Source organism: Sporichthyaceae bacterium (assembly GCA_036269075.1).
GTDB lineage: Bacteria > Actinomycetota > Actinomycetes > Sporichthyales > Sporichthyaceae > DASQPJ01.
The window spans coordinates 1-20,332 of sequence record DATASX010000085.1; the positions used below are offsets into that span (position 1 = coordinate 1).

Below are 20,332 nucleotides of genomic sequence, written 5' to 3' on the forward strand. Positions count from 1 at the left end.
GGGGGGGGGGGGGGGGGGGGGGGGGGGGGGGGGGGGGGGGGGGGGGGGGGGGGGGGCTAGCGTGACGACACCCGGCCGGTTTAGATTTGCGACACCAGGGCTCAAAAATCAGCGAGACAGGAGTGGGGCGGCATGAAGGTCAGCGTGTTCGCGATGCCGACGATCCCCGCGACGCTCAACGAGCGGCGCGATCTGCGGCCCATCGGGCGCAACACCGAGCGCTACCAGATGATGCTCGACGAGGTCCGGAAAATCGCCGTGCTGGCCGATGAACTCGGCTACGACGCGTTCTCGACCACCGAGCACCACCTGCACTCCGAGGGCGGCGAGGTCATGCCCGACCCCATCACCCTGTACGCCGACCTGGCGGTACGGACGAAGAACATCCACTTCTATCCGATGTCGATCGTGCCGACGGCGGGCGACCCGATCCGGATTGCCGAGAGCATCGCGCTGCTCGACCAGTTGACCAGGGGCCGCGTCGGTGCCACCTTCGCCCGCGGCTACCAGAAGCGTTGGATCCAGATCCTGTCCCAGGGCGGCTCGACCTCGCTGGTCGACGCGGACTCCGACGTGCGCAACCGCGAGGTCTACAACGAGAACGTCGACATCATCCTCAAGGCCTGGACCCAGGATTCCTGGGACCACGACGGCAAGCACTACCAGGTGCCTTTCCCTTACGCGGAAGGGATCAAGGGCTTCGGCGGCATCGGTTGGACCCGCGACTTCGGCTCGCAGGACGAGGTCGACGCCGAGGGCGTGGTCCGCAAGATCGGCGTCACCCCGCCGCCGTACCAGCGTCCGTACCCGCCGATCTGGGTGCCGTACACCGTGTCCCCGGCCAGCATGATCGCCGCGGCGAAGCGAGGCTTCTCCTGCATCGCCACCGAGGGCCGGCCGCGCGCCTTCCGGGAACACGCGATGGCCTACCGCGAGGCTGCCCGGGAGCAGGGTCACGAGCTCAAGCTCGGTGAGCGGTTCGGGGCCACCCGCTCGGTGTGCATCGGCGACACCCGCGAGGAGGCCTTCGAGATGGCCGTGCACACGGCGGCCTACGAGTGGCACAACTACTTCAACAAATTCGGCTTCGCCGAGATGTTCCGGACCGCCGAGGACGCCCCGGACGCGCCGGTGTCGTTCAAGGACGAGGCCGCGTTGGCCAAGCGCCTGATCGAGGTCCGGCAGCTACTGTGCGGCACTGTCGACGACGTCCGCCGCCAGATGGAGGAGCTCAACACCTGCCACGCCGAGGACGGCGAGGAGGAGGGTGCGCTGGACTGGATGGTGTGGCAATTTTTCCAGCAGGGCACGATGCCGCTGGACGTCCAGCGCCGCCAACTCGAGCTCTTCGCCGAGAAGGTGCTCCCCGCGGTCCGGTAACTCCGCGAACGAGTCAGAGCCCGACGGCGCCGGCGAGCAGAGAGTGCTCGCCGGCACTGGCGTGCAGACGGAAGAACGGGGCCGCGGCGTAGGCGCGGGCGATCGGGTACTCCCACATGTAGCCGTAACCGCCGTGCAACTGGACGCCGGAGTCCACGGCCAGCGCCAGCACGTCGGCGGCGCAGAACTTCGCCGCGACGGCGTCCGCGGGGGACAGCCGGGCGGCGTTGCCCAGGCAGCCGTCGACGTAAGCGCCCACAGCAGTCACCCGCGCCCCGACGCCGGCCAGCACGCGCTGGGTGTTCTCGAACTCCGCGATCGCTCGCCCGAAGGCCTTGCGCTGCTTGACGTAGACCACCGTGTCGGCCAGCGCCGTACGCGCCCCGGCCATGGCCGCGACGGCCAGTGCGAGTTGGTGCGCGGTTCGCGCTGCCGTGGGGTCCGTGTCGAGTCGATCCGCGGCGGTGACCGCTTCGAGGCGCAGATCCGCCACGTCGCAGCTCTCCAGACCGAGAAGGGCGTCGGCGGGCGACCTGTGCAGACCGGCGGCGTCAGGTTCGACGGTGAACAGCAGTTCTGACACCCCGTCAGTTACGGTGACCAGCAACAGGCCGGCGCCGCCCCCGTTGATCACGGTCTCCGCGGTGCCGTCGAGCACCCATGCCGCGCCGAGGGCCTCGGCACGCAGCGCGCCGCCGTCGACCATGGCCAGCAGGCCCCGGACCTCGCGACCGGCCAACTCCACGAAGCTCTCGTGCGCGGCCAGGGACAGCGCGACGGCCGGCAGCCCCGCCGCCATGGCCTCCTCGAGCACGACCGCGGCAAAGCGCGGGTCTCCCGCCTCCGCCAGGCCGAGGAAGCCGTAGCCGGCTGCGACGGTCCAGAACTCGGCGTCGATCCCCTCGCTGTCCCAACGGTCGCGGTTCGGCACCGCCTGTTCGGTCAGGAAGCGCGCGACGCTGTCCCGGAAGGCCTCGTGCTCCTCGTCGAAGACTCCTCGGCGGGCCGTTCTCACCGCCCGGTCCACTTGGGTTCGCGCTTCTCCGCGAACGCCACGGCTCCTTCGCGGGCATCGGCCGACTCGCGGATCACCTGCATGAGTGGTCGTTGTCGCTCGAAGGCCTCGCTGAACGAAGTGCCCTGCACCAGGTTCACGACCTGCTTGGAGGTGCGCACCGCCAGCGGTGCGTTGACCGCGATGGCGCCCGCCAACGCCTTCGCGGCGGCCAGTGCCGCACCGGGTGGCGTCAACTCGACCACCAGGCCGAGTTCGTACGCGCGCTGCGCGGAGATGGGCTCACCGGTAAGGATCATCCGCATGGCGTGCGAGTACGGGATGCGCTGCGGCAACCGCACCGCCCCGCCGGCCGCGGCGGCCAGGCCGCGCTTGACCTCGGGCAGCCCGAACGAGGAGTTGTCGGCCGCCACGATCAGATCGGCGGCCAGCGCGATCTCGAAGCCACCGGCCAACGCGGCGCCCTCGACCGCGGCGATCAGCGGCTTGGTCGGCGGGCGCTCCACGATCCCGAACGCCCCGCGGCCGGGCACGATCGGGCGGGGCCCGCCGGCCGCGATCACCTTCAGGTCCATGCCCGCCGAGAACACCGGGCCGTTGCCGGTGATCACCCCGACCACCAGGTCGTCGCGCTCGTCGAGCTGGGTGAGCGCGGCGGCGATCGCCTCGGCGGTCGGCAGGTCGATCGCGTTGCGGCGCTCGGGCCGGTTCAACGTGATGACAGCGACCCCGTCGAAGGATTCGAACAGAACCAGCTCACTCATCTCGGTGCCATCCGGATCGCCCCGTCGAGTCTGATCGTCTCGCCGTTGAGCATCGGGTTGTCGATGATCGCCAGCGCCAACTTGGCGTACTCGTCGGGTGTGCCGAGCCGACTGGGGTGCGGCACCGACTTGCCCAGTGAGGTCTTGACGTCCTCCGGCAGCCGGGCGAGCAGGGGGGTGTCGAACAGGCCGGGTGCGATCGTGACGACCCGGATCTGCTTACTGGCAAGGTCGCGCGCGGCCACGATCGTCATGCCGACGATGCCTGCTTTGGAGGAGGCGTAGGGGATCTGGCCGATCTGACCCTCGTAGGCGGCGACCGACGCGGTCATGATGACCACCCCGCGTTCGCCGTCGGCGGACTCGGTGCGCGCCATCCGCGCGGCGGCCAGCCGCAGCACGTTGAAGCTGCCGATCAGGTTCACCGTCACGGTCTCGGTGTACTTCTCCAGCGACCCCGGGCTGCCGTCCTTCTCCACCACGCGCACCGGGCCGCCCTTGCCTGCGCAGTGCACGACGGCGCGCAGCGTGCCCGCCGCCTCGGCGGCATCGAGCGCGGCCTCGACCGCAGCGGTGTCGGTGACGTCGGCGGCGACGAAGGTCGCGCCCAGTTCGGCGGCCACCTCGGCGCCCGCGGAGCTGGGCAGGTCGAGGATGGTCACCTTGGCGCCGGCCTTGGCCAACGCGCGGGCGGTGCCCAGGCCGAGCCCGGAAGCGCCCCCGGTGACCAGGACGGCGTTGCCTGCGATCTCCATAGGGCTAGAGCCTTTCGATGATGGTGGCGTTGGCCATGCCGCCGGCCTCGCACATGGTCTGCAGGCCGTAGCGGCCGCCGGTGGCCTCGAGATGGTTGAGCATGGTGGCCATGATCCGAGCCCCGGATGCGCCCAGCGGATGGCCCAACGCGATCGCGCCGCCACGCGGGTTCAGCTTGGCCGGGTCGGCGTCGAAGTGCTGCGCCCAGGCCAGCGGCACCGACGCGAAGGCCTCGTTGACCTCGTAGTGGTCGAGTTGATCGATGCTCAGCCCGGAGCGCTTAAGCGCCTTCTCGGTGGCCGGAATCGGCCCGGAGAGCATGGTTATCGGGTCGTCCGAGGCCACCGCGAAGGCGTGGAACCGGGCCCGTGGGCGCAGCCCGAGGGCATCGGCGCGGTCGGCGCTCATGATGAGCAGAGCGGCTGCGCCGTCGGTGATCTGCGAGGAGTTGCCCGCGGTGATCAACCAGTTGATCTGCGGGAAGCGCTCCGCCATCGCCTCGTTCTCGAACGCCGGCTTCAGCCCGGCCAGCCCTTCGGCGGTGGTACTGGGCCGGATCGACTCGTCGGAGGAGACGATTCCCTTCGGGATGGTGATCGGCACGATCTCGCTGTCGAACCCACCGGCCGCCGCGGCCGCGGCGGCGCGCTGATGGGACCGGGCCGAGTACGCGTCGAGCATCTCGCGGTCCAGGTTCCACCGGGCGGCGACCAGTTCCGCCGAGATGCCCTGCGGGACCAGACCCGGCGCGTAACGGGCGGTGGACGACGGCCCGTAGACGTCCGCGCCGAGTCTCGCGGTGCCCATCGGGATACGGCTCATCGACTCGATGCCACCGGCCACGACCACGTCGTAGACACCGGCGATGATGCCCGCCGCGGCGAAGTCGAAGGCCTGCTGGGCGGACCCGCAACGCCGGTCCACGACGGTCGACGGGACGTGCTCCGGCAGCCCCGCGCCCAGCCACGCCCAGCGGCCGATGCAGCCGGCCTGCTCGGAGACCTGGCTGACACAGCCGACGATGAAGTCGTCGACCTCGGCAGGGTTGAGCGCGGGGTTGCGATCCAGCAACGCCTTCAGCGTCTGGCTGAGCAACTCCACCGCGTGCACCCCGGACAGCGCACCGCCCGGCTTGCCGTCCTTGGGCGCCTTGCCCTTCCCCATCGGGGATCGGACGACGTCCACGATGACCGCGTCACGCATGGCCATTCCTCTCATGTCGCTGTCCTCTCAGAGTTCGAGCGACTGACTGACGATCACTTTCATGATTTCACTGGATCCACCGTAGATCCGGGCCACCCGGGCATCGGCGTACGCCCGGCCCAACGGACCTGACTTGCGGGCCCCGGCCGGGCCGAGCAGTTGCAGGCAACGGTCGGTGACCCGGCCCTGCAGTTCGGTGCAGAACAACTTCACCATGGCCGCGTCCGACGGGCTCAGCTCACCGGCCTCGTGCGCGGCGAGCGCTTGATCGACCAGTGCTTGACCGGCCGCGACGTCGGTGGCGCAGGCGGCGAGTTCGAACTTCACATGCTGACCCGGCCGCGTGCCGGCGCCGACCAACTCGACGGTGGCCGCCAGCGCGGCGGCCGCGGCGGCCTGCGAGTTGACCCCGATCGAGAGGCGTTCCTGGGCCAGATTCGCAGTCAGGTAGGCGAATCCGCGGTTGGGTTCGCCGAGCAGGTTGTCGACGGGCACCTCGACATCGTCGAAGAACAGCTCGGCGAGGTCCTGCGCCTGCTGGCCCATTTTCGCCAGCTTCTTGCCACGGGAGAAGCCCGGCATGCCTTCCTCGACGACGAGCAGGCTGATGCCGTCGCGGCCGGCGTCCCGGTCGGTTTTCACCGCGACCAGCACAAGATCGGCCTTCATACCGTTTGAGATGAACGTCTTCGCACCGTTGACCACGTACCGGTCGCCCTCGCGGTGTGCTGTGGTCGCCATGCCCTTGAGGTCCGACCCGGTGGCCGGTTCGGACATGGCGATCGCGGTGATCGCGTCGCCGCCAGTGAGCCGCGGGATCCAGCGCAGCCGTTGTTCCCCCGTGCCGTAGGACAAGTAGTACGGCATGCAGATGTCGACCTGGACCCGCACGCCACCGAGCGCGAGCCCGAGGGCTTGTGCCTCCTCGGCGAAGACCGCGCTGTGCAGGTAGGTCGTGCCCGGCGTTCCGCCGTACTCGACCGGGACGTTGATGCCGAGGATGCCGACCGCGGCGGCGCGGGGCCAGAAGTCCCGCGGGGGAGCACCGGCTCGCTCCCACTCGGCGTACTCCGGCACCACCTCGTCCTGCAGGAAGGCCCGAACCTCCTTGCGGAACGCCTCGTGTCGTTCGTCGAGAACGGTTCGCCGCATGCGCTACCCGGACAGGCCTTGCATGAAGGTGCGGATGGCCGCGGAAATCTCGAGGGGATGGGTGAGCGCGGCGGCGTGGGGCGCACCCGCGACCAACGTGACGCCGAGGCAGTTGGGCACCATGCCGGACGTCTCGTTGGCGATCTGCACCGAGAAAGCCGCGTCGGCAGTGCCGTGCACCACCGAGACCGGGCAGGTGATCTCCTTGACCCGCCCGGTGATGTCGTCGCGGCCGAGGATGGTGTCCCACACCTGCGCCCAGGCCGACGGGGCCTTGGACTGCCAGCGCTGGATGAACCGGGATCCGTCGTAGTCGGCGCCGGCGAACTGGATGCCGAGCACGGCGTCGGCGATGTCGCCGACCGGGCCCATCGCGACCCACGCGCCGCCGAGTTGGGAGTAGCCGGCGTGCTCCTCGGGGGTGAGCTGCCTGATCGACGTGCCCTGCAGAACGAGGCCGCGAACCTTCTCCGGGGCGGCCAGCGCGGCCCGCTGGCTGAGCCACCCGCCCTGTGACATGCCGACGAACACGGCGTTCTCGGCACCGGCCAACTCCAGCAGACCGAGGGCGTCGTCGGCGGCGTCCCAGTAGTCGAACGGCCCGTTGCACTCGGACATGCCGTGACCGCGCTCGTCCCAGGTGATGCAGCGGTACTCGCCGGACAGCTCCGCGACCACGTGGTCCCACAACGTGTGGTCCAGGAAAGCGCCGTGGGAGAGCACCAGGGTCTCAGGTCCTTCGCCGGTGACCTCGTAGTACAGCTTGTTGCCGTTCAGCTCCGCGATGGGCACGGGATCCTCCGACTGGTTCAGCGGCCCGGACTGTGGTTATTTCCCGGAGAAGGCCCCGGGGCGGCGTTCGGTGAAGGCGTCGATGGCTTCGAGCAGGTCCTGCGAGGCGAGAGTGGTCTCCTCGTGGGAGAAGGCTAGTTCGACCACCTCGCCGGCGCGATGCGCGGTGACCTGGTTCAGCACCCGCTTCGTGCCCTGCACCGCCAACGGGGGCAACGCCGCGATCCGCGCGGCCAACGCACGAGCGGCCGGCAGCACCTCCTCGGCGGTGTCGACCAGGTCGGTGACCAGACCGATGGTGAATGCGGTCGCGGCGTCGACCGGGTCGCCGGTGAGCAGGTGCCGGCGGGCGCGCAGCATGCCGACGGCTTGCGGCCAGACCAGACATCCCCCGTCGCCGGCGACCAGGCCCATGTGTACGTGCGGGTCCGACAGCGACGCGGTGCGCGCGGCCACCACGGCATCGGCGGTCAGCACGACAGTGGCACCCAGCCCGATGGCGGCGCCGTGCAGCGCGACGACCAACGGCTGCGGCAACGAGGTGAGCGCGTCGAGCAGGCGTCGGCCGTCGTCGACGATCCGCAGCCGGGTTGCGACGTCGGCCTGCGCGGCGCGCATCAGCTCGAAGTCCCCGCCGGCCGAGAACACCTTCCCGGTGGAGGCCAGCACGACCGCACGTACCTTCTCGTCGCGGCGGATCTGGTCGAGCGCGACGGCGAGTTCGACGTGCAGCGTGTCGTCGAACCGGTTGAACAGCTCCGGGCGGGTCAGCGTTATCTCGGCCACCGGCCCGTCCACGCGCAGGGTCAGCGCACGGTGCTCCACGCCGGCCTCGCCTCCCCGAATCTTTTTGAGCTCCGCAGTCTCAGAAACCCGAGACTATTCTCTCGTCTCGGGCAGCACAAGACGCAGGGCGACGTCGGCGATCTGGGCCGGCTCGAACGGACCGTTGGGTCGGGCCCAGCGGGCGACCCAGGTTGTCATGCCGGTCAGCAGGCGGGTCACCAGGCGCGGGTCGTCGTCCGGGAGGTCGCCGGCCTCGATCGCGGCGGTGACCACGGCGATCCAAAGTCCCTCGTAGGCGCGGCGCCAGGTGGCCCAGCGCTCCAGGTCCTCGGCGGGCAGCCCGCCGCCGCCGAAGAACACCAGCAGGTAGTTGCGTTGCCGGAAAGCCGCGTCGACCTGCTCGCGGACCAGGCGTTCCAGTCGTTCCCGTGCCGACAGCGTCGGGTCCTCGACGATCGCCAGCGCCGCCGCGTACAGCTCCCCGGTCATCCGCTCGAACAGGATGGCCATCAGGTGTTCCTTGGACGGCACGGTCCGGTAGAGCGTGGCCCGGGAGACGCCCAGGCGCTTGGCGGTCTCCTCGATCGAGACGGCCTCGTAGCCCCCGTCCTCGAAGATTTCCTCGACGGCGTCGGCTACTTGTTCGCGGTCGATGTCGCGACGTGGTCGGCCGCGGCCGCGCGGCGCACCGTTGTCCGCCGGGCGCTCGTCGCCCGCGACCTCGGCCGCCGAAGCTCGAGTCTTGCTCATTCCTGGCAACCGTAACGGCGTGTCGGTCACGAGACATCCTGGACGCGCTCGGAGGGCGGGCCGTACAGCAACTCGATCTCGGCGGCGTACTTCGCGTCGATCGGCTTGCGCCGGACCTTCATGGTCGGGGTCAGCTCCTCGGTGCCAGGCAGCCAGACGCCCGGAACGACCAGGAAGCGGCGCACCTGCTCGGCCGTGTTGAGGTTCTCGTTCGCCGCGCGGACCGCGTTGCGCAATCGGTCCAGCACCTCCGGATGTTCGGCGTTGCGGATCGGGTCGGACGCACCGGTGACGGTGGCGGTCAGTTCGGGCTCCAGCACGATCAACGCGGTCACGTAGGACCGCGCGTCGCCGATGCACACCGAGGTGGCGATCAGCGCGGTGGCCGCCGCCAAGGTGTTCTCCACCAGGACCGGTGAGACGTTCTTGCCTGAGGAACTGACCAGGATCTCCTTCTTGCGGTCGACGATTCGGAAGTAGCCGGCCTCGTCGGTGACAAACACATCGCCGGTGTGCAGCCAGCCGTCGGCGTCGATGACCTCGGCGGTGAGCTCGGGCTTGCCGCGGTAGCCCTTCATCACCATGGGGCCCTTCAGCAGCAGTTCGCCGTCCGGCTCGATCCGTGCCTGCACCCCGGGCAGCGGCAGGCCGTTGGTGTTGGGGCGCGCGGCACCGGCCGGGTTGCACAGGATGATCCCGGCGGTCTCGCTCTGCCCGTAGGCTTCGCCCAGCACGACGCCGATCGCTGCGAAGAACCGCAGGGTCTCCGCCGGCAGTGGCGCGGCGCCGGTGAACAGCAACTCTCCGCCGGCCAGGCCCAAGGCCCGGCGCAGCCCGTGCAGCGCGGCGTCGTGCGCCTGCCACGCGGCGCGCAGGGCGGGGTCGACCGCGGCGCCCGCCAGTCGTTCGTCGTGCAGGCGGCACCCGAGCTCGAGTGCCTCCTCGAGCTCGTCCTTGCGGGGGTCGTTCGAGATCAACTGCCGCGCCACGTTCTGCAGGTGGTTCCAGATCCGGGGCACCGCCATGTACAGCGTGGGCTGGATCTCCGGGAGCAAGGCCGCCGCGGTCCTCGGCACCGGGTGGTAGGTGATGGCGGCGCCCATCACGATCGGCATGTAGTAGGCGCACAGGCGGTCGCCCATGTGTGCGAACGGGAGGTAGGACAGGGCGCGCCCGCCCGCGGGCAACCGGCCCAGGGAGTGCAGGCCGCGGATCTGCTCGAGGATGTTGAAGTGCGTGAGCTCGGCGCCCTTGGGCACCCCGGTGGTGCCCGAGGTGTAGACGACGGTCAGCACGTCGTGGGGGTCCAGGCTCGGCCGCGTGCCCGGCGCCGACGGCTCGGCGAGCGCGAGCAGTTCGGTCCAGTTCGGCTCCGCGCCGTCCGCGCCGTCCACGACGACCAGTCGCGGTTTGCGCGCGGTGGCCTCGATCGCGGCCCGAGCCTTGTCCGCGAACGCCTGTTCGGTGATCAGCAGGTCGGCCCGCGAATCGTCGAGCAGATAGACCAATTGGGCGGTCGCCGAGCTGTTGTACAGCGACACCGGTACCGCACCCACGTGCAGGGTGGCCAGGTCCACGACCGCGGCCTCGTAGCGGTTGCTGAGCATCATCGCGGTGGTCCCGCCCGCGGCCAGGCCCAACGCGGCCAGGCCGGCGGCGGCCGCGCGCACCGCGGCGTCGACCTCCTGCCAGGTCAGACTCACGGCGCCGTCCGACGATCGCATCGCGACCTCGCCGGACCGGTCGGCCACGGTCCGGGCGAACGCTTCGCAGAGGTCGCCGGCCGCCAGCGCCGCCGTTGTCATGAGGCCTCCTGCAGGTCGAACCGCACTACGGCGGAGATCAGCTCGCCGGCGGCGACGGCCGCGAAGCCGTCGTTGATCTCGTGCAGGCCGAACGTGCGAGACACGAGTTCGTCGAGCAGCAGTTCGCCGGTCCGGTAGTACTCGACGAATTGCGGGATGTCGCGGTGGATGTCGGCGGCGCCGAACAGGCAGCCCTTGAACGTCTTGGCGCTGCCCACCAGGCCCCGGAACTGCGGGATGTCGATCCGGATCGCCGGACCGCCCGCGCCGACGAACACCACCTCGCCACCTCGATCGGTCATCCGGATCGCCGCGTCCACGGTGGCCTGCGCCCCGACCGCCTCGATGGTGACCTCGGCGCCGCGGCCGGCGGTCAGATCCTTTACCGCGGCGACGACATCGGCGTCGCGGGCACCGACCACGTCGGTGGCGCCGACCGTGCGGGCCAGTCCGAGCTTCGCCTCGATCAGGTCGATGGCCACGATGCGGCCTGCCCCGGCCAGTCGGGCGCCCTGGATCGCGCTGAGCCCTACGCTGCCGCAGCCGAGCACGGCAACGGTGTCGCCGGGTCGGATCGCCGCGGTGTTCCGCGCGGCGCCCATGCCGGTGAGCACGGCGCAGCCGAGCAGCGCGGCGGGAGCGAACGGGAACTCGCGGGGCAGGGGCACGACCGAGATCGCGGGAACCACGACGGACTCGGCGAACGTACCCGCCGCGACCATCTGGGCGACCGGAATACCGTCCACAGTGCGAAACCGCCGGGAGCCGTCCAACTGCGCGCCGCTGAACAGCACCCCGTCGGCGCGCTCGCACAACCCCGTCTGACCCCGGACGCAGCGCCGGCACCGGCCGCACTGCGGCATGGCGCACACCGTCACGTGATCGCCCACCACGATCTGCTCGACCCCGGCACCGACTGCTGTGACGACGCCCGCGCCCTCGTGGCCGAGCACGATCGGCAGCGGACCGGGGAGGTCCCCCTTCTGCACGGAAAGGTCGGAGGCACAGATCCCGGCGGCGATCACCCGGACCGCGACCTCGCCCGCCCGCGGCGCCTCCACGATGAGGTCCACGACCTCCAGCGGCTTTCGCAGGCTGGTGCAAACAGCGGCAAGGGCCGTGGTCCTCACCCCGTCCAGGAGGATTTTTGATCCAATAGGTCTGTTTATTATCGCGCAGGTCGGCGGGCCGTCAACGCCTCCGGTGACGGCACTTGGCTCTTGACTGAGACCCCGCGTCTCATATTATTGAGACGTGGAGAGTCAAAAAGATGGCGACTTCCTGGTCTGCTCGCCGGCAGATCTGCGCCGCTCCGACCTCACCGACGACGAGTTGCGGGCGGCCCTGGCGGATGCCAACATCCCGACGCTGCTGGCCGCCCTCGCGCACCTGACCGGCGACGACGAATGGCTGTCCGGACGGTTCGCGCCCGCCGCCCCGCTCGGCGTCGACGATCACGATTCCGCCGGGCTCTCGGAGGAATTGCAGGCCGCTGTCCGTGCGGAAGCGCTGGTCGTGCTACGCGCATGGCACGACGGAACGCTGCTGCCCGCGCCGGCGCCCAGCCCCGAGCGGTTGGTGCGGATGCTCTCCCTGTCGCTGGGTTCCAGCCAGCGATTGCCCGAGGACATCGGCGGTCTGCTGGCCGAGGAACTCGGCGTCACCGACCGCGACCTGGTTCCCGACCCGGCCACGATGACCACGCCGGTCGCCGTGCTCATCATCGGATCCGGCCTGTCCGGGCTGTGCGCCGCGGTCAAGCTGAAGAAGGCCGGGATCGACTTCTCCATCGTGGAGAAGAATCCGGACGTCGGTGGCACCTGGCTGGAGAACACCTATCCCGGCTGCGGCGTCGACACCCCGAGCCATCTTTACTGCTTCTCCTTCGCGCAGTCCCCGACCTGGTCGCGGTACTTCGCCAAGCGCGACGAACTGCACGGCTACCTCGAACAACTCGCCGACGGTTACGACCTGCGCCGGCACATCCGGTTCGGCACCGAGGTCGAGTCCCTGGACTGGGACGACGCCGCGCAGGTCTGGCGGGCCACGGTGCGCGAGGCGTCCGGCGCGCAGGGCACGCTGGTCGCGAACGCGGTGATCACCGGTGTGGGGCTGCTCAACCGTCCGGCGTTCCCGGCGATCCCGGGGATCGAGGACTTCGCCGGGCCGAGCATGCACACCGCGGCCTGGGACAACTCCGTCGACCTGCGTGGCACGCGGGTCGTGGTGATCGGCACCGGTGCGAGCGCGATGCAACTGGTGCCCGCGATCGCCGACGAGGCAGCACATGTGACGGTGTTTCAGCGCTCGCCGCAGTGGGGCCTGCCGAACAACAACTACATGCGCGACACCAGCGCGGCCACCCGGACGTTGATGACCCACGTCCCGTTCTACATGGGTTGGTACCGGCTGCGGCTGGTGTGGAACTTCGGCGACCGGCTCTACCCGGCGTTGCAGATCGACCCGGCGTGGAAGCACCCGGAGCGGTCGGTCAACCGCAGCAGTGACCGGCATCGGGAGTACCTGACCTCCTACATCCAGTCCGAACTCGGCGAGCGCACCGACCTGCTCGAGGCGTGCCTGCCGACCTACCCGCCCTACGGCAAGCGGCCGCTGCTGGACAACGGCTGGTTCCGCACGATGTGCCGCGACGACGTCGACCTGGTCACCGAGTCGGTCACCGAGATCCGGCCCGACGCCGTGATCAGTGCCGATGGCGTCGAGTACCCGGCCGACGTCCTGGTGATCGCCACCGGCTTTCAAGCCGTTCGGGTGCTCGGCCCGATGGAGGTCCGCGGCCGGTCCGGGCGCACGTTGCGCGAGACCTGGGGCGAGGACGACGCCCGGGCGTACCTCGGCATCACCGTCCCGGATTTCCCGAACTTCTTCATGCTGCTCGGCCCGAACACGTTCGCGGCCCACGGCGGCAGCGCGGCGCTGACGATCGAGATGGAGGTGCGCTACGTGATGTCGTTGCTGACTCTGCTGGCCACCGGCGAGGCCAGCAGCGTGGAGTGCCGCGAAGAGGTCCACGACGGGTACGACAAGCAGATCACCGATGCCCTGCAGGGCACGATCTGGTCGCACCCCGGGATGACCACCTACTACCGCAACGCCCGCGGGCGCATCGTGGTGCCGATGCCGTGGACCAACGTCGAGTACTGGCACATGACCCATGAGGTCGACCTCGGCGACTTCCATCTGGTTCCGCGCAATCAGGCCGCGGCGGGATGAGCGCGGCGGTCGCGCCGACGACTGAACTGCTGCTCACCGAGGAGCAGGCAGCGCTGGCGGCGAGCATCGCGGAGTTCTGCCGGCGTGAGTGCGGCACGCGGGAACAGCGCGATGCGCTCACCGAGCACGGCACCCACGCGCACAACCAGGCGCTGTACCGGAAGATGGCCGATCTCGGTTGGGCCGGTCTCTACATTCCTGAGGAATACGGCGGTGCGGGCGCCGGCCTGGTCGAGTACACGGTCTTCTGGGAGGAGACCTGGCGCGGGATGGCCCCGATCAACGGGGCCGGCTCGTCGGCCACGGTGTCAAGCTTCTACAAGCGGTACGGCACCGAGAAGCAGAAGCTAGACGCGCTCGGTGCCATCGCGGCCGGCGCCATCTTCGCCATCTCGATCTCCGAGCCGGAGGCCGGTTCCGACGTAGGCAACATCTCCACCCGCGCGGTACGTGGCGACGGCGGCTGGATCCTCGACGGGCAGAAGACCTGGTGCTCCTCGGCGCACATCGCCGAGCGAATGCTGCTGATTGCCCGGACCAGTCGTGAGGACTCCCGACAGGCCGGGCTGACCGCGTTCGAGGTGTCGACCGCGCTGCCCGGCGTGGACATCCGCGGCATCGAGACGATGGGCGGCAAAGAGGTGAACGACATCTTCCTCACCGACGTGTTCATCCCCGACGAATGCGTGGTGGGCGAGGTCGGCCGGGCCTGGCCGCAGGTGATGGCCGGGCTGAACGGGGAACGTGTGGTGTGTGCCGCGCAGGGCATCGGCATGGCCCGGCGCACCCTGGACGACCTGCTCGACTATGTCCGCACCCGCAAGCAATTCGGCAAGGCCATCGGCACGTTCCAGGCGTTGCGGCATCGCATCGCCGACCTGGCCACCGAGGTCGAGTGCGCCCGGCTGATCACCTACGACGTGGCCCAGCGCGTCGACACCGGCCGGGGCACGCCGGAACAGCTCACCCGGCTGACCTCGATGGCCAAGCTGAAGGTCACCGAGACCGCCAAACGCGTTGCCCTGGAAGGCATGCAGATGATGGGCGGCTACGGCTACGCCTGCGAGTACGACATGGAACGCCACGTCCGCGACGCCCTGGCCCCGTGCATCTACGCCGGGACCAACGAGATCCAGCGCGAGATCATCTCCGCCACCTACGGGCTGCGGTGATGCTCGTCGAGGTGGAGCCCGGCGTCGTCCTGCACGTCGATGACTGGCACGTCGAGGACTGGCAGGTCGGGGACCACGGCAGCGGCCGGCCGGTCGTGCTGATCGCCGGCTTCGGGCTGAACAGCGAGGCCTGGCAGGGTCAGGTCGAACCGCTCACCGCCCACGGATACCGGGTCATCGCGCTCGATGTGCGCGGCACCGGGAGATCGACGAAACCCTTGCAGGGATACGACATCGACCGCCTGGTGAGCGACGTCGTCGCGGTGCTGGACGCGCTGCAACTGCCGCGGGCCGCGGTTGTCGGCTGGTCCTTCGGCGGCCAGATCGGCATGCGGCTGGCCGTTCGCGAACCGTCGCGGGTGTCGGCGCTGATCATGGTGGGCTCCAACGGCGCACGGGCCAGCCGCAGCGAGGAGTACCCGTTCGGTCCGGACGGCACGGACCTGGAGGCGCGACTGGTGCATCTGGAGCGCACCAAGCGGATCGCCACGCGCCGGCGCACCATCGCCTCGGCGTTCGCCGGCGAGCCCGACCCCGACGTGGTCGGTTGGCTGCTGCGCATGCAGTTGCAGATGCCGTCGTGGGCGGCGATCGCCAGCTATCCCACGTACCTGCACACCGACCTGATCGCCGATCTGTCGACGTTGAAACTGCCGGTGCGTCAGATCATGGGCGCCGCCGATCCGGTCAGCCCGATCGAGGGCGCGGCCTGGCTGCAGGAGCGGTTGCCCGACGGGCAGCTCATCACGCTGGACTGCGGGCACTACCCGATGTTGGAAGTGCCCGCAGCATTCGACGAGGCGCTGCTGCGCTCCCTCACATCTTGGTGATCATGCCCCCGTCGACCACGAGCGACGCCCCGGTGATGTAGGCGGACAGATCGCTGGCCAGGAAGACGATCGCCCCCGACACGTCGTCCGGGGTGGCCGGTCGACCGATCGGGATCGGGAAGACCTGGGTGGCCATCTCCATCGGCAGGCCGAAGTCGCCGGTCACCAGTTCGGTGCCGACGACACCGGGGTGCACAGCATTGACCCGAACGCCCTTGCCGGCAAGGTAGTTCGCGGCCGAGTAGGTGGTCAGCTTGATGGCGCCCTTGGACGCGGAGTATGCGGCGACCGCACCGCTGCCGACCATGCCCAGCACGCTGGACACGTTGACGATCGCGCCGCCGCCCTTCTCGACCATGCGGCGCGCGGCGGCCTGGGTGCCGAAGAACACCCCCTTGGCGTTGACGTCCATCTGCCGGTCGTACTGCTCCTCGGTGAACTCCAGGAAGTCGCCCATGACGACGATGCCTGCGTTGTTCACCATGATGTCGATGCCGCCGAACTCGTCGGCGGCGGCGACGGCGGCCTGCAGGTCGCCGGGCTTGCGGACATCGCACATGACGAAGCGGCCCTCGCAGGACACCGCCTCGTGGGTGGGGGTGCCGCCCTCGCGCGGGTCCTTGCGCACGTCGGCGACGATGATCGCCTTGGCGCCCTGCGCCGCGAGCGCGAGTGCCGCCGCGCGGCCGATGCCGCTCGCCGCGCCCGTGACGACCGCAACCTTGCCGTCCACCAGTCCTGGCATCGCCGACCGCTCCTTTACTTCGCCGAATGGCCCTGACTATTCTGCGACGAATAGTCGCAATATTACAAGGAATTGACCCGAGGAGCCCTCGATGACGGCCACTCTCGACGGCCAGGTCGCGCTCATCACCGCCGCCGCAGGCGCGGGCATCGGGGCGGCCACTGCCCGGGTGCTGGCCGCTGCCGGTGCCGACGTGGTGATCACCGACCTCGACCCCAAGCGCACCGCGAAGATGGCCGAGGCCATCACCGAGGCGACCGGCCGCAAGGTGCTGGGCCGGGTGCTCGACGTGACCGACGAGGCCGCGGTTGCCGCGGTCGTCGAGGAGATCCTCGGCGACTTGGGCCGGATCGACGTGCTGGTCAACAACGCGGGCACCTCGGAGCCCGCGCCGTTGTGGGAGACATCGCCGGCGTCCTGGCACCGGGTCATGGACGTGTGCCTGACCGGGCACTTCCTGCTGATGCGCGCGGTGCTCCCGCAGATGATCGAGCGGGGGTCCGGATCGATCATCAACATCGCGTCGATCGAGGCGTGGACGGACGTCATCCCGGACAACGTCGCCTACCAGGCGGCGAAGGCAGGGGTGGTGGGGTTGACCCGGGCGGCCGCCGCGCAGGTCGGCCGCTACGGCGTGCGGGTCAACGGCGTCGCCCCGGGCCTGGTTCCCAACCCGTTCCTGGCCCGGATGATCCCGGCCGAGGACCTGCAACGGCTCCACGAGCGCCAACCGCTGCCGACGAGCATCGACCCGCAGGACATCGCCAACGCGGTGCTGTTCCTGGCCGCCGACACCGGCCGCTCGATCACCGGCGAGACAATCAACGTCTCGGCCGGCGCGTACATGAGGGCGTAGGGGTGGACTTCTCCTGGACAGCTGAACAAGAGGCACTGCGCGCGGAGGCGAAGGCGGTCGCCGCCGCGGCGGTCGCCCGCTACGGCTGGGTGGCCGATTCCTGGATCAACGGGTACTGCCCGCCGTTCGCCCGGGAACTCGCGCAGCGCGGGTGGATCGGGATCTCCTGGCCGACGGAGTTCGGCGGCGCGGGCCGGCCGGCCATCGACCGGATGATCATTGCCGAGGAACTCATCGGTGCCGGCGCCCCGGTGGGCTCGTACTGGGTGGCGGAGCGGCAGATGGGCCCGTCCATCTACACCTACGGCACCGCCGAGCAGCAACTGCGCTACCTGCCCGGAATCCTGGCCGGCGAGGCAACCTGGTGCATCGGCATGTCCGAACCGGGCGCCGGGTCCGATCTGGCCGCGCTGCGCACGCGAGCGGTGCGCGACGGCGACGGCTTCGTCGTCAACGGGCAGAAGATCTGGACCAGCTTCGGCGCGGTCGCCGACTTCGTGTACCTGATCTGCCGGACCAACGCCGACGGCCCGCCGCACGCAGGCATCAGCGAGCTGATCGTGCCGATGAACTCGCCGGGCATCGAGGTGCGCCCGATCAAGGACATGGCCGGCGGCGCGCACTTCTGCGAGGTGTTCTTCACCGACGTGCGGGTGCCGGCGAGCAACCTGGTCGGCGTCGAGGGTGCGGCGTTCAAGCAGACGATGCGTCAACTCGAGCACGAACGCGGCGGCATCGATCGCCTGGTGTCCAACCATGCGCTCTACCGGCGCGCGCTGGACCGCGCCGACCTGGGCGATGCGCTGGTGCGCCAGGAGGTCGCCGAGATCGAGACCCGCTACCGGCTCGGTCGGCTACTGGTCTACCGGGAGGCCTGCGGCCAGGCCCCGAAGGGTTTCAGCGCGGCCACCAAGCTGTTCTGCACCGAGCACGAGCGTCGGGTCGCCGACTTCGTCGCCCGCACGTTCGGGTCCCAGACCCTGCTGGCCGGGGACGTCGCCCGTGGCATGTGTTACGCGAACAGCTACTCGATCATGGGTGGAACCTCGAACATCCTGCGCAACATCGTCGCCGAGCGCATCCTCGGCCTGCCGCGCGAACCCGCGGCGCGGTAAGGGAAACGACATGGACTTCGCGCTCCGCGCCGAACAGCTCGAACTGCAGCGCACCGTGCGGGACTTCCTTGCCGACAAGGCGCCCGAGTCCGCGGTGCGCGCGTTGATGGACGACGAGACTGGCCACGACCCCAGGGTGTGGCGGCAGATGGCGACCCAGTTGGGTCTGCAGGGCCTGACGATCGACGAGGACTACGGGGGAGCGGGCTGCGGCCTGCAGGAGCAGGCCGTCGTGTTCGAGGCGATGGGCGCAGCCGTCTTCGGCGGCCCCTACTTCGCCACCGTCGCGTTGGCCGTACCGGCCTTGGCCCGTGCCGGGGGCTCCGCCGCCGCGGAGTACCTACCGCGGATCGCGCAGGGCGAGCTGATCGCCACCGTTGCGCTGGAAGCCTCAGCGGCCGAACGGACGCCCGACGGGTGGGCGCTGACCGGCGAGGCGGGCTACGTGCTCGACGGTCACCTGGCGGACCTGGTCGTGGTGCCGGCGCGCACTGCGGTCGGCGTCTCGCTGTTCGCGGTCGTCGGTGACGCGCCCGGCCTGAAGCGGGAGCCGCTGGCCACCGTCGACCAGACCCGACGACTGGCCCGCCTCACACTCGACGCCACCCCGGCGCAGCCGGTCGGCGTCGGCGGCGCGGGTACCGAGATCCTCGACCACGCGCTGGACGTAGCTGCCGTGCTGCTGGCGGCGGAACAGGTCGGCGGCGCTTCGGGCTGCCTGACCGAGACCGTCGAGTACGCGAAGGTACGCGAGCAGTTCGGCCGCCCGATCGGCTCGTTCCAGGCGATCAAGCACGTGTGGACCGACCTGTTGCTCGAGGTGGAGTCGGCTCGCGCCGCCGCTCAGTTCGGCGCCTGGGCAGCCGATTGCGCCCCCGCCGAGCTGCCGGTCGCCGCTTCGCTGGCGAAGGCGCACTGCTCCCAGGCGTACTCGCGGGTGGCCACTGAGAGCATCCAGCTGCACGGCGGCATCGGTTTCACCTGGGAGCACCGCGCCCACCTGTACTTCAAGCGGGCGAAGAGCTCCGAGTTGCTGCTCGGCGGCATCGCGCACCATCGCGAGCGCCTGGTGCAACGCCTCGGCCTCTGACTGACCCGGCCCGTTCGGAGGATGGCCACTCCTGCGGGTGGCCGATTTCGTGCTGCGTTCGGAACGCTCCGGGAGAGCGACCCGTCACATGTCGAACAATCTTCGACAGGAATCGATGTGTCGGTCGTGTCCCCCCGGAGGGCGACGGGGATCGCGCTCGCCGTGGCGGCGCTCCTCGCCGTGGTCGCCGGGTGTGCCTCTGACGGGCTCACCAACGGGGCGTCCGCGGTCGACAAGGCCGCCACCTTGGCTGCGCCGCCGGACCCGACCGCCGGTTTGCTCGAAGGCCCCCAGCTCAGGTCGTTCCTGCTGACCGCGGCCGACGTGCCGGTCGGATACCGGCCGGCCGCCGCGTACACCCGGGACAGCGGCGCGGTACTGGCCGCTGCGAGCCCGGTGGTGCCCGGCGCCGACGCGGTCGGTTGCCCGAGCCTGACCACGACCGGGTTCCTCTCCCAGTTGCCCGGCCCGAATTCGGCGTCGTTCGCGCAGGACGAGTTCGACGACCAGTCCGACCAGGCGATCAGCTCCGAGGTCGACGACTACCGGGGCACCGACGCGGCCACGATCATGACCGCGTTCCTGAAGCGGCTCTCCGACTGCGCCACCTTCCTCGACAAGGCCGACCCGAACCAGCCGACCTATCACGTGAGCACCCAGGCCGGCCCCGCGATCGGCGCCGACAGCGTGCAGTTCGAGATCACTTCGTCGAGCTACCTCGGCGGCGAGACCGGCGTGGTCGTGCGGGTCGGGAACCTGCTCGTCTCGGTCTTCCACTCGACGACTCGCGCCGGCGCCACCGGCGCCACCGCCTACGGCGACGCCGCCAAGATCGCGGCCCGAATCGTCGCGGCCATCGGTCCTGCGCACACGGCTGCACCCTGACT

Annotated in this window: 19 protein-coding genes; 8 read left to right on the forward strand and 11 right to left on the reverse strand. The window is 70.0% G+C overall.

Features of this window, described 5'->3' with window-relative positions; genetic code table 11:
• Positions 1-132: 132 nt before the first annotated feature.
• Positions 133-1,380 carry an LLM class flavin-dependent oxidoreductase gene (locus VHU88_15355; protein ID HEX3613063.1) on the forward strand — a complete coding sequence of 416 codons (1,248 nt, stop codon included), beginning with the start codon at positions 133-135 and terminating at the stop codon, positions 1,378-1,380.
• 13 nt (positions 1,381-1,393) lie between these two features.
• On the opposite strand, the gene VHU88_15360 is transcribed toward VHU88_15355, so the two are convergent.
• The 10 genes from VHU88_15360 to VHU88_15405 are packed head-to-tail and all read right to left on the reverse strand — an operon-like array spanning position 1,394 to position 11,533.
• A complete protein-coding gene (locus tag VHU88_15360) occupies positions 1,394-2,395 on the reverse strand; it encodes an acyl-CoA dehydrogenase family protein (protein ID HEX3613064.1) in 1,002 nt (333 codons plus the stop codon).
• Positions 2,392-3,159, reverse strand: coding sequence for a crotonase/enoyl-CoA hydratase family protein (locus VHU88_15365; GenBank protein HEX3613065.1), 768 nt, complete (start codon positions 3,157-3,159; stop codon positions 2,392-2,394). The genes VHU88_15360 and VHU88_15365 overlap by 4 nt, the downstream gene beginning before the upstream one ends.
• Complete coding sequence (locus VHU88_15370) at positions 3,156-3,914, reverse strand: SDR family NAD(P)-dependent oxidoreductase (protein HEX3613066.1); 759 nt, start codon at positions 3,912-3,914, stop codon at positions 3,156-3,158. The genes VHU88_15365 and VHU88_15370 overlap by 4 nt, the downstream gene beginning before the upstream one ends.
• Positions 3,915-3,918: 4 nt before the next feature.
• A complete protein-coding gene (locus VHU88_15375) occupies positions 3,919-5,118 on the reverse strand; it encodes a thiolase family protein (protein HEX3613067.1) in 1,200 nt (399 codons plus the stop codon).
• A gap of 27 nt (positions 5,119-5,145) precedes the next feature.
• Positions 5,146-6,270, reverse strand: coding sequence for an acyl-CoA dehydrogenase family protein (locus VHU88_15380; protein HEX3613068.1), 1,125 nt, complete (start codon positions 6,268-6,270; stop codon positions 5,146-5,148).
• Positions 6,271-6,273: 3 nt separating this feature from the next.
• Positions 6,274-7,062 (reverse strand): alpha/beta hydrolase, encoded by a 789-nt coding sequence (locus VHU88_15385; protein ID HEX3613069.1) that lies wholly within the window; start codon positions 7,060-7,062, stop codon positions 6,274-6,276.
• Positions 7,063-7,098: 36 nt separating this feature from the next.
• The gene (locus VHU88_15390; GenBank protein HEX3613070.1) at positions 7,099-7,887 is read right to left on the reverse strand and encodes an enoyl-CoA hydratase/isomerase family protein; all 789 of its coding nucleotides are present in this window, start codon (positions 7,885-7,887) and stop codon (positions 7,099-7,101) included.
• Positions 7,888-7,941: 54 nt separating this feature from the next.
• Positions 7,942-8,598 carry a TetR/AcrR family transcriptional regulator gene (locus VHU88_15395; GenBank protein ID HEX3613071.1) on the reverse strand — a complete coding sequence of 219 codons (657 nt, stop codon included), beginning with the start codon at positions 8,596-8,598 and terminating at the stop codon, positions 7,942-7,944.
• Positions 8,599-8,624: 26 nt separating this feature from the next.
• The gene (locus tag VHU88_15400) at positions 8,625-10,403 is read right to left on the reverse strand and encodes an AMP-binding protein (protein ID HEX3613072.1); all 1,779 of its coding nucleotides are present in this window, start codon (positions 10,401-10,403) and stop codon (positions 8,625-8,627) included.
• Positions 10,400-11,533, reverse strand: a complete 1,134-nt coding sequence (locus VHU88_15405) for a Zn-dependent alcohol dehydrogenase (protein ID HEX3613073.1) — start codon at positions 11,531-11,533, stop codon at positions 10,400-10,402. The genes VHU88_15400 and VHU88_15405 overlap by 4 nt, the downstream gene beginning before the upstream one ends.
• Before the next feature lie 124 nt (positions 11,534-11,657).
• Between VHU88_15405 and VHU88_15410 the strand changes: the two genes are divergently transcribed.
• From VHU88_15410 to VHU88_15420, 3 genes are read left to right on the forward strand one after another with little or no spacing between them, the layout of a single operon-like run.
• Positions 11,658-13,637: an NAD(P)/FAD-dependent oxidoreductase gene (locus VHU88_15410; GenBank protein ID HEX3613074.1), complete on the forward strand. Its 1,980-nt coding sequence runs from the start codon at positions 11,658-11,660 to the stop codon at positions 13,635-13,637.
• Positions 13,634-14,809 (forward strand): acyl-CoA dehydrogenase family protein, encoded by a 1,176-nt coding sequence (locus tag VHU88_15415; GenBank protein ID HEX3613075.1) that lies wholly within the window; start codon positions 13,634-13,636, stop codon positions 14,807-14,809. The genes VHU88_15410 and VHU88_15415 overlap by 4 nt, the downstream gene beginning before the upstream one ends.
• Positions 14,809-15,639 (forward strand): alpha/beta hydrolase, encoded by an 831-nt coding sequence (locus VHU88_15420; protein ID HEX3613076.1) that lies wholly within the window; start codon positions 14,809-14,811, stop codon positions 15,637-15,639. Before VHU88_15415 ends, VHU88_15420 begins: the two co-directional genes overlap by 1 nt.
• Here the strand turns inward: VHU88_15420 and VHU88_15425 are convergent.
• On the reverse strand, positions 15,626-16,384 hold the full coding sequence (locus tag VHU88_15425; GenBank protein HEX3613077.1) for an SDR family oxidoreductase: 759 nt from the start codon (positions 16,382-16,384) through the stop codon (positions 15,626-15,628). The genes VHU88_15420 and VHU88_15425 overlap by 14 nt on opposite strands.
• Positions 16,385-16,475: 91 nt before the next feature.
• Here VHU88_15425 and VHU88_15430 point away from each other — a divergent pair, with 91 nt between their 5' ends.
• From VHU88_15430 to VHU88_15445, 4 genes are all read left to right on the forward strand, one after another.
• Entirely contained in the window at positions 16,476-17,240 is a 765-nt protein-coding gene (locus VHU88_15430; GenBank protein HEX3613078.1) for an SDR family oxidoreductase, read from the forward strand.
• Positions 17,241-17,242: 2 nt separating this feature from the next.
• Complete coding sequence (locus VHU88_15435) at positions 17,243-18,355, forward strand: acyl-CoA dehydrogenase family protein (protein HEX3613079.1); 1,113 nt, start codon at positions 17,243-17,245, stop codon at positions 18,353-18,355.
• A 10-nt stretch (positions 18,356-18,365) separates the two neighbouring features.
• On the forward strand, positions 18,366-19,445 hold the full coding sequence (locus tag VHU88_15440; protein HEX3613080.1) for an acyl-CoA dehydrogenase family protein: 1,080 nt from the start codon (positions 18,366-18,368) through the stop codon (positions 19,443-19,445).
• Positions 19,446-19,571: 126 nt separating this feature from the next.
• Positions 19,572-20,330: a hypothetical protein gene (locus VHU88_15445; GenBank protein HEX3613081.1), complete on the forward strand. Its 759-nt coding sequence runs from the start codon at positions 19,572-19,574 to the stop codon at positions 20,328-20,330.
• The last annotated feature ends 2 nt before the right edge of the window (positions 20,331-20,332 follow it).

Bases quoted from the DNA above. Each gene is read 5' to 3' on its own strand.
- VHU88_15355 (HEX3613063.1), top strand. From the start codon at position 133: ATGAAGGTCAGCGTGTTCGCGATGCCGACGATCCCCGCGACGCTCAAC.
- VHU88_15365 (HEX3613065.1), bottom strand. From the start codon at position 3,159: ATGAGTGAGCTGGTTCTGTTCGAATCCTTCGACGGGGTCGCTGTCATC.
- VHU88_15370 (HEX3613066.1), bottom strand. From the start codon at position 3,914: ATGGAGATCGCAGGCAACGCCGTCCTGGTCACCGGGGGCGCTTCCGGG.
- VHU88_15375 (HEX3613067.1), bottom strand. From the start codon at position 5,118: ATGCGTGACGCGGTCATCGTGGACGTCGTCCGATCCCCGATGGGGAAG.
- VHU88_15380 (HEX3613068.1), bottom strand. From the start codon at position 6,270: ATGCGGCGAACCGTTCTCGACGAACGACACGAGGCGTTCCGCAAGGAG.
- VHU88_15395 (HEX3613071.1), bottom strand. From the start codon at position 8,598: ATGAGCAAGACTCGAGCTTCGGCGGCCGAGGTCGCGGGCGACGAGCGC.
- VHU88_15400 (HEX3613072.1), bottom strand. From the start codon at position 10,403: ATGACAACGGCGGCGCTGGCGGCCGGCGACCTCTGCGAAGCGTTCGCC.
- VHU88_15415 (HEX3613075.1), top strand. From the start codon at position 13,634: ATGAGCGCGGCGGTCGCGCCGACGACTGAACTGCTGCTCACCGAGGAG.
- VHU88_15420 (HEX3613076.1), top strand. From the start codon at position 14,809: ATGCTCGTCGAGGTGGAGCCCGGCGTCGTCCTGCACGTCGATGACTGG.
- VHU88_15425 (HEX3613077.1), bottom strand. From the start codon at position 16,384: ATGCCAGGACTGGTGGACGGCAAGGTTGCGGTCGTCACGGGCGCGGCG.
- VHU88_15430 (HEX3613078.1), top strand. From the start codon at position 16,476: ATGACGGCCACTCTCGACGGCCAGGTCGCGCTCATCACCGCCGCCGCA.
- VHU88_15440 (HEX3613080.1), top strand. From the start codon at position 18,366: ATGGACTTCGCGCTCCGCGCCGAACAGCTCGAACTGCAGCGCACCGTG.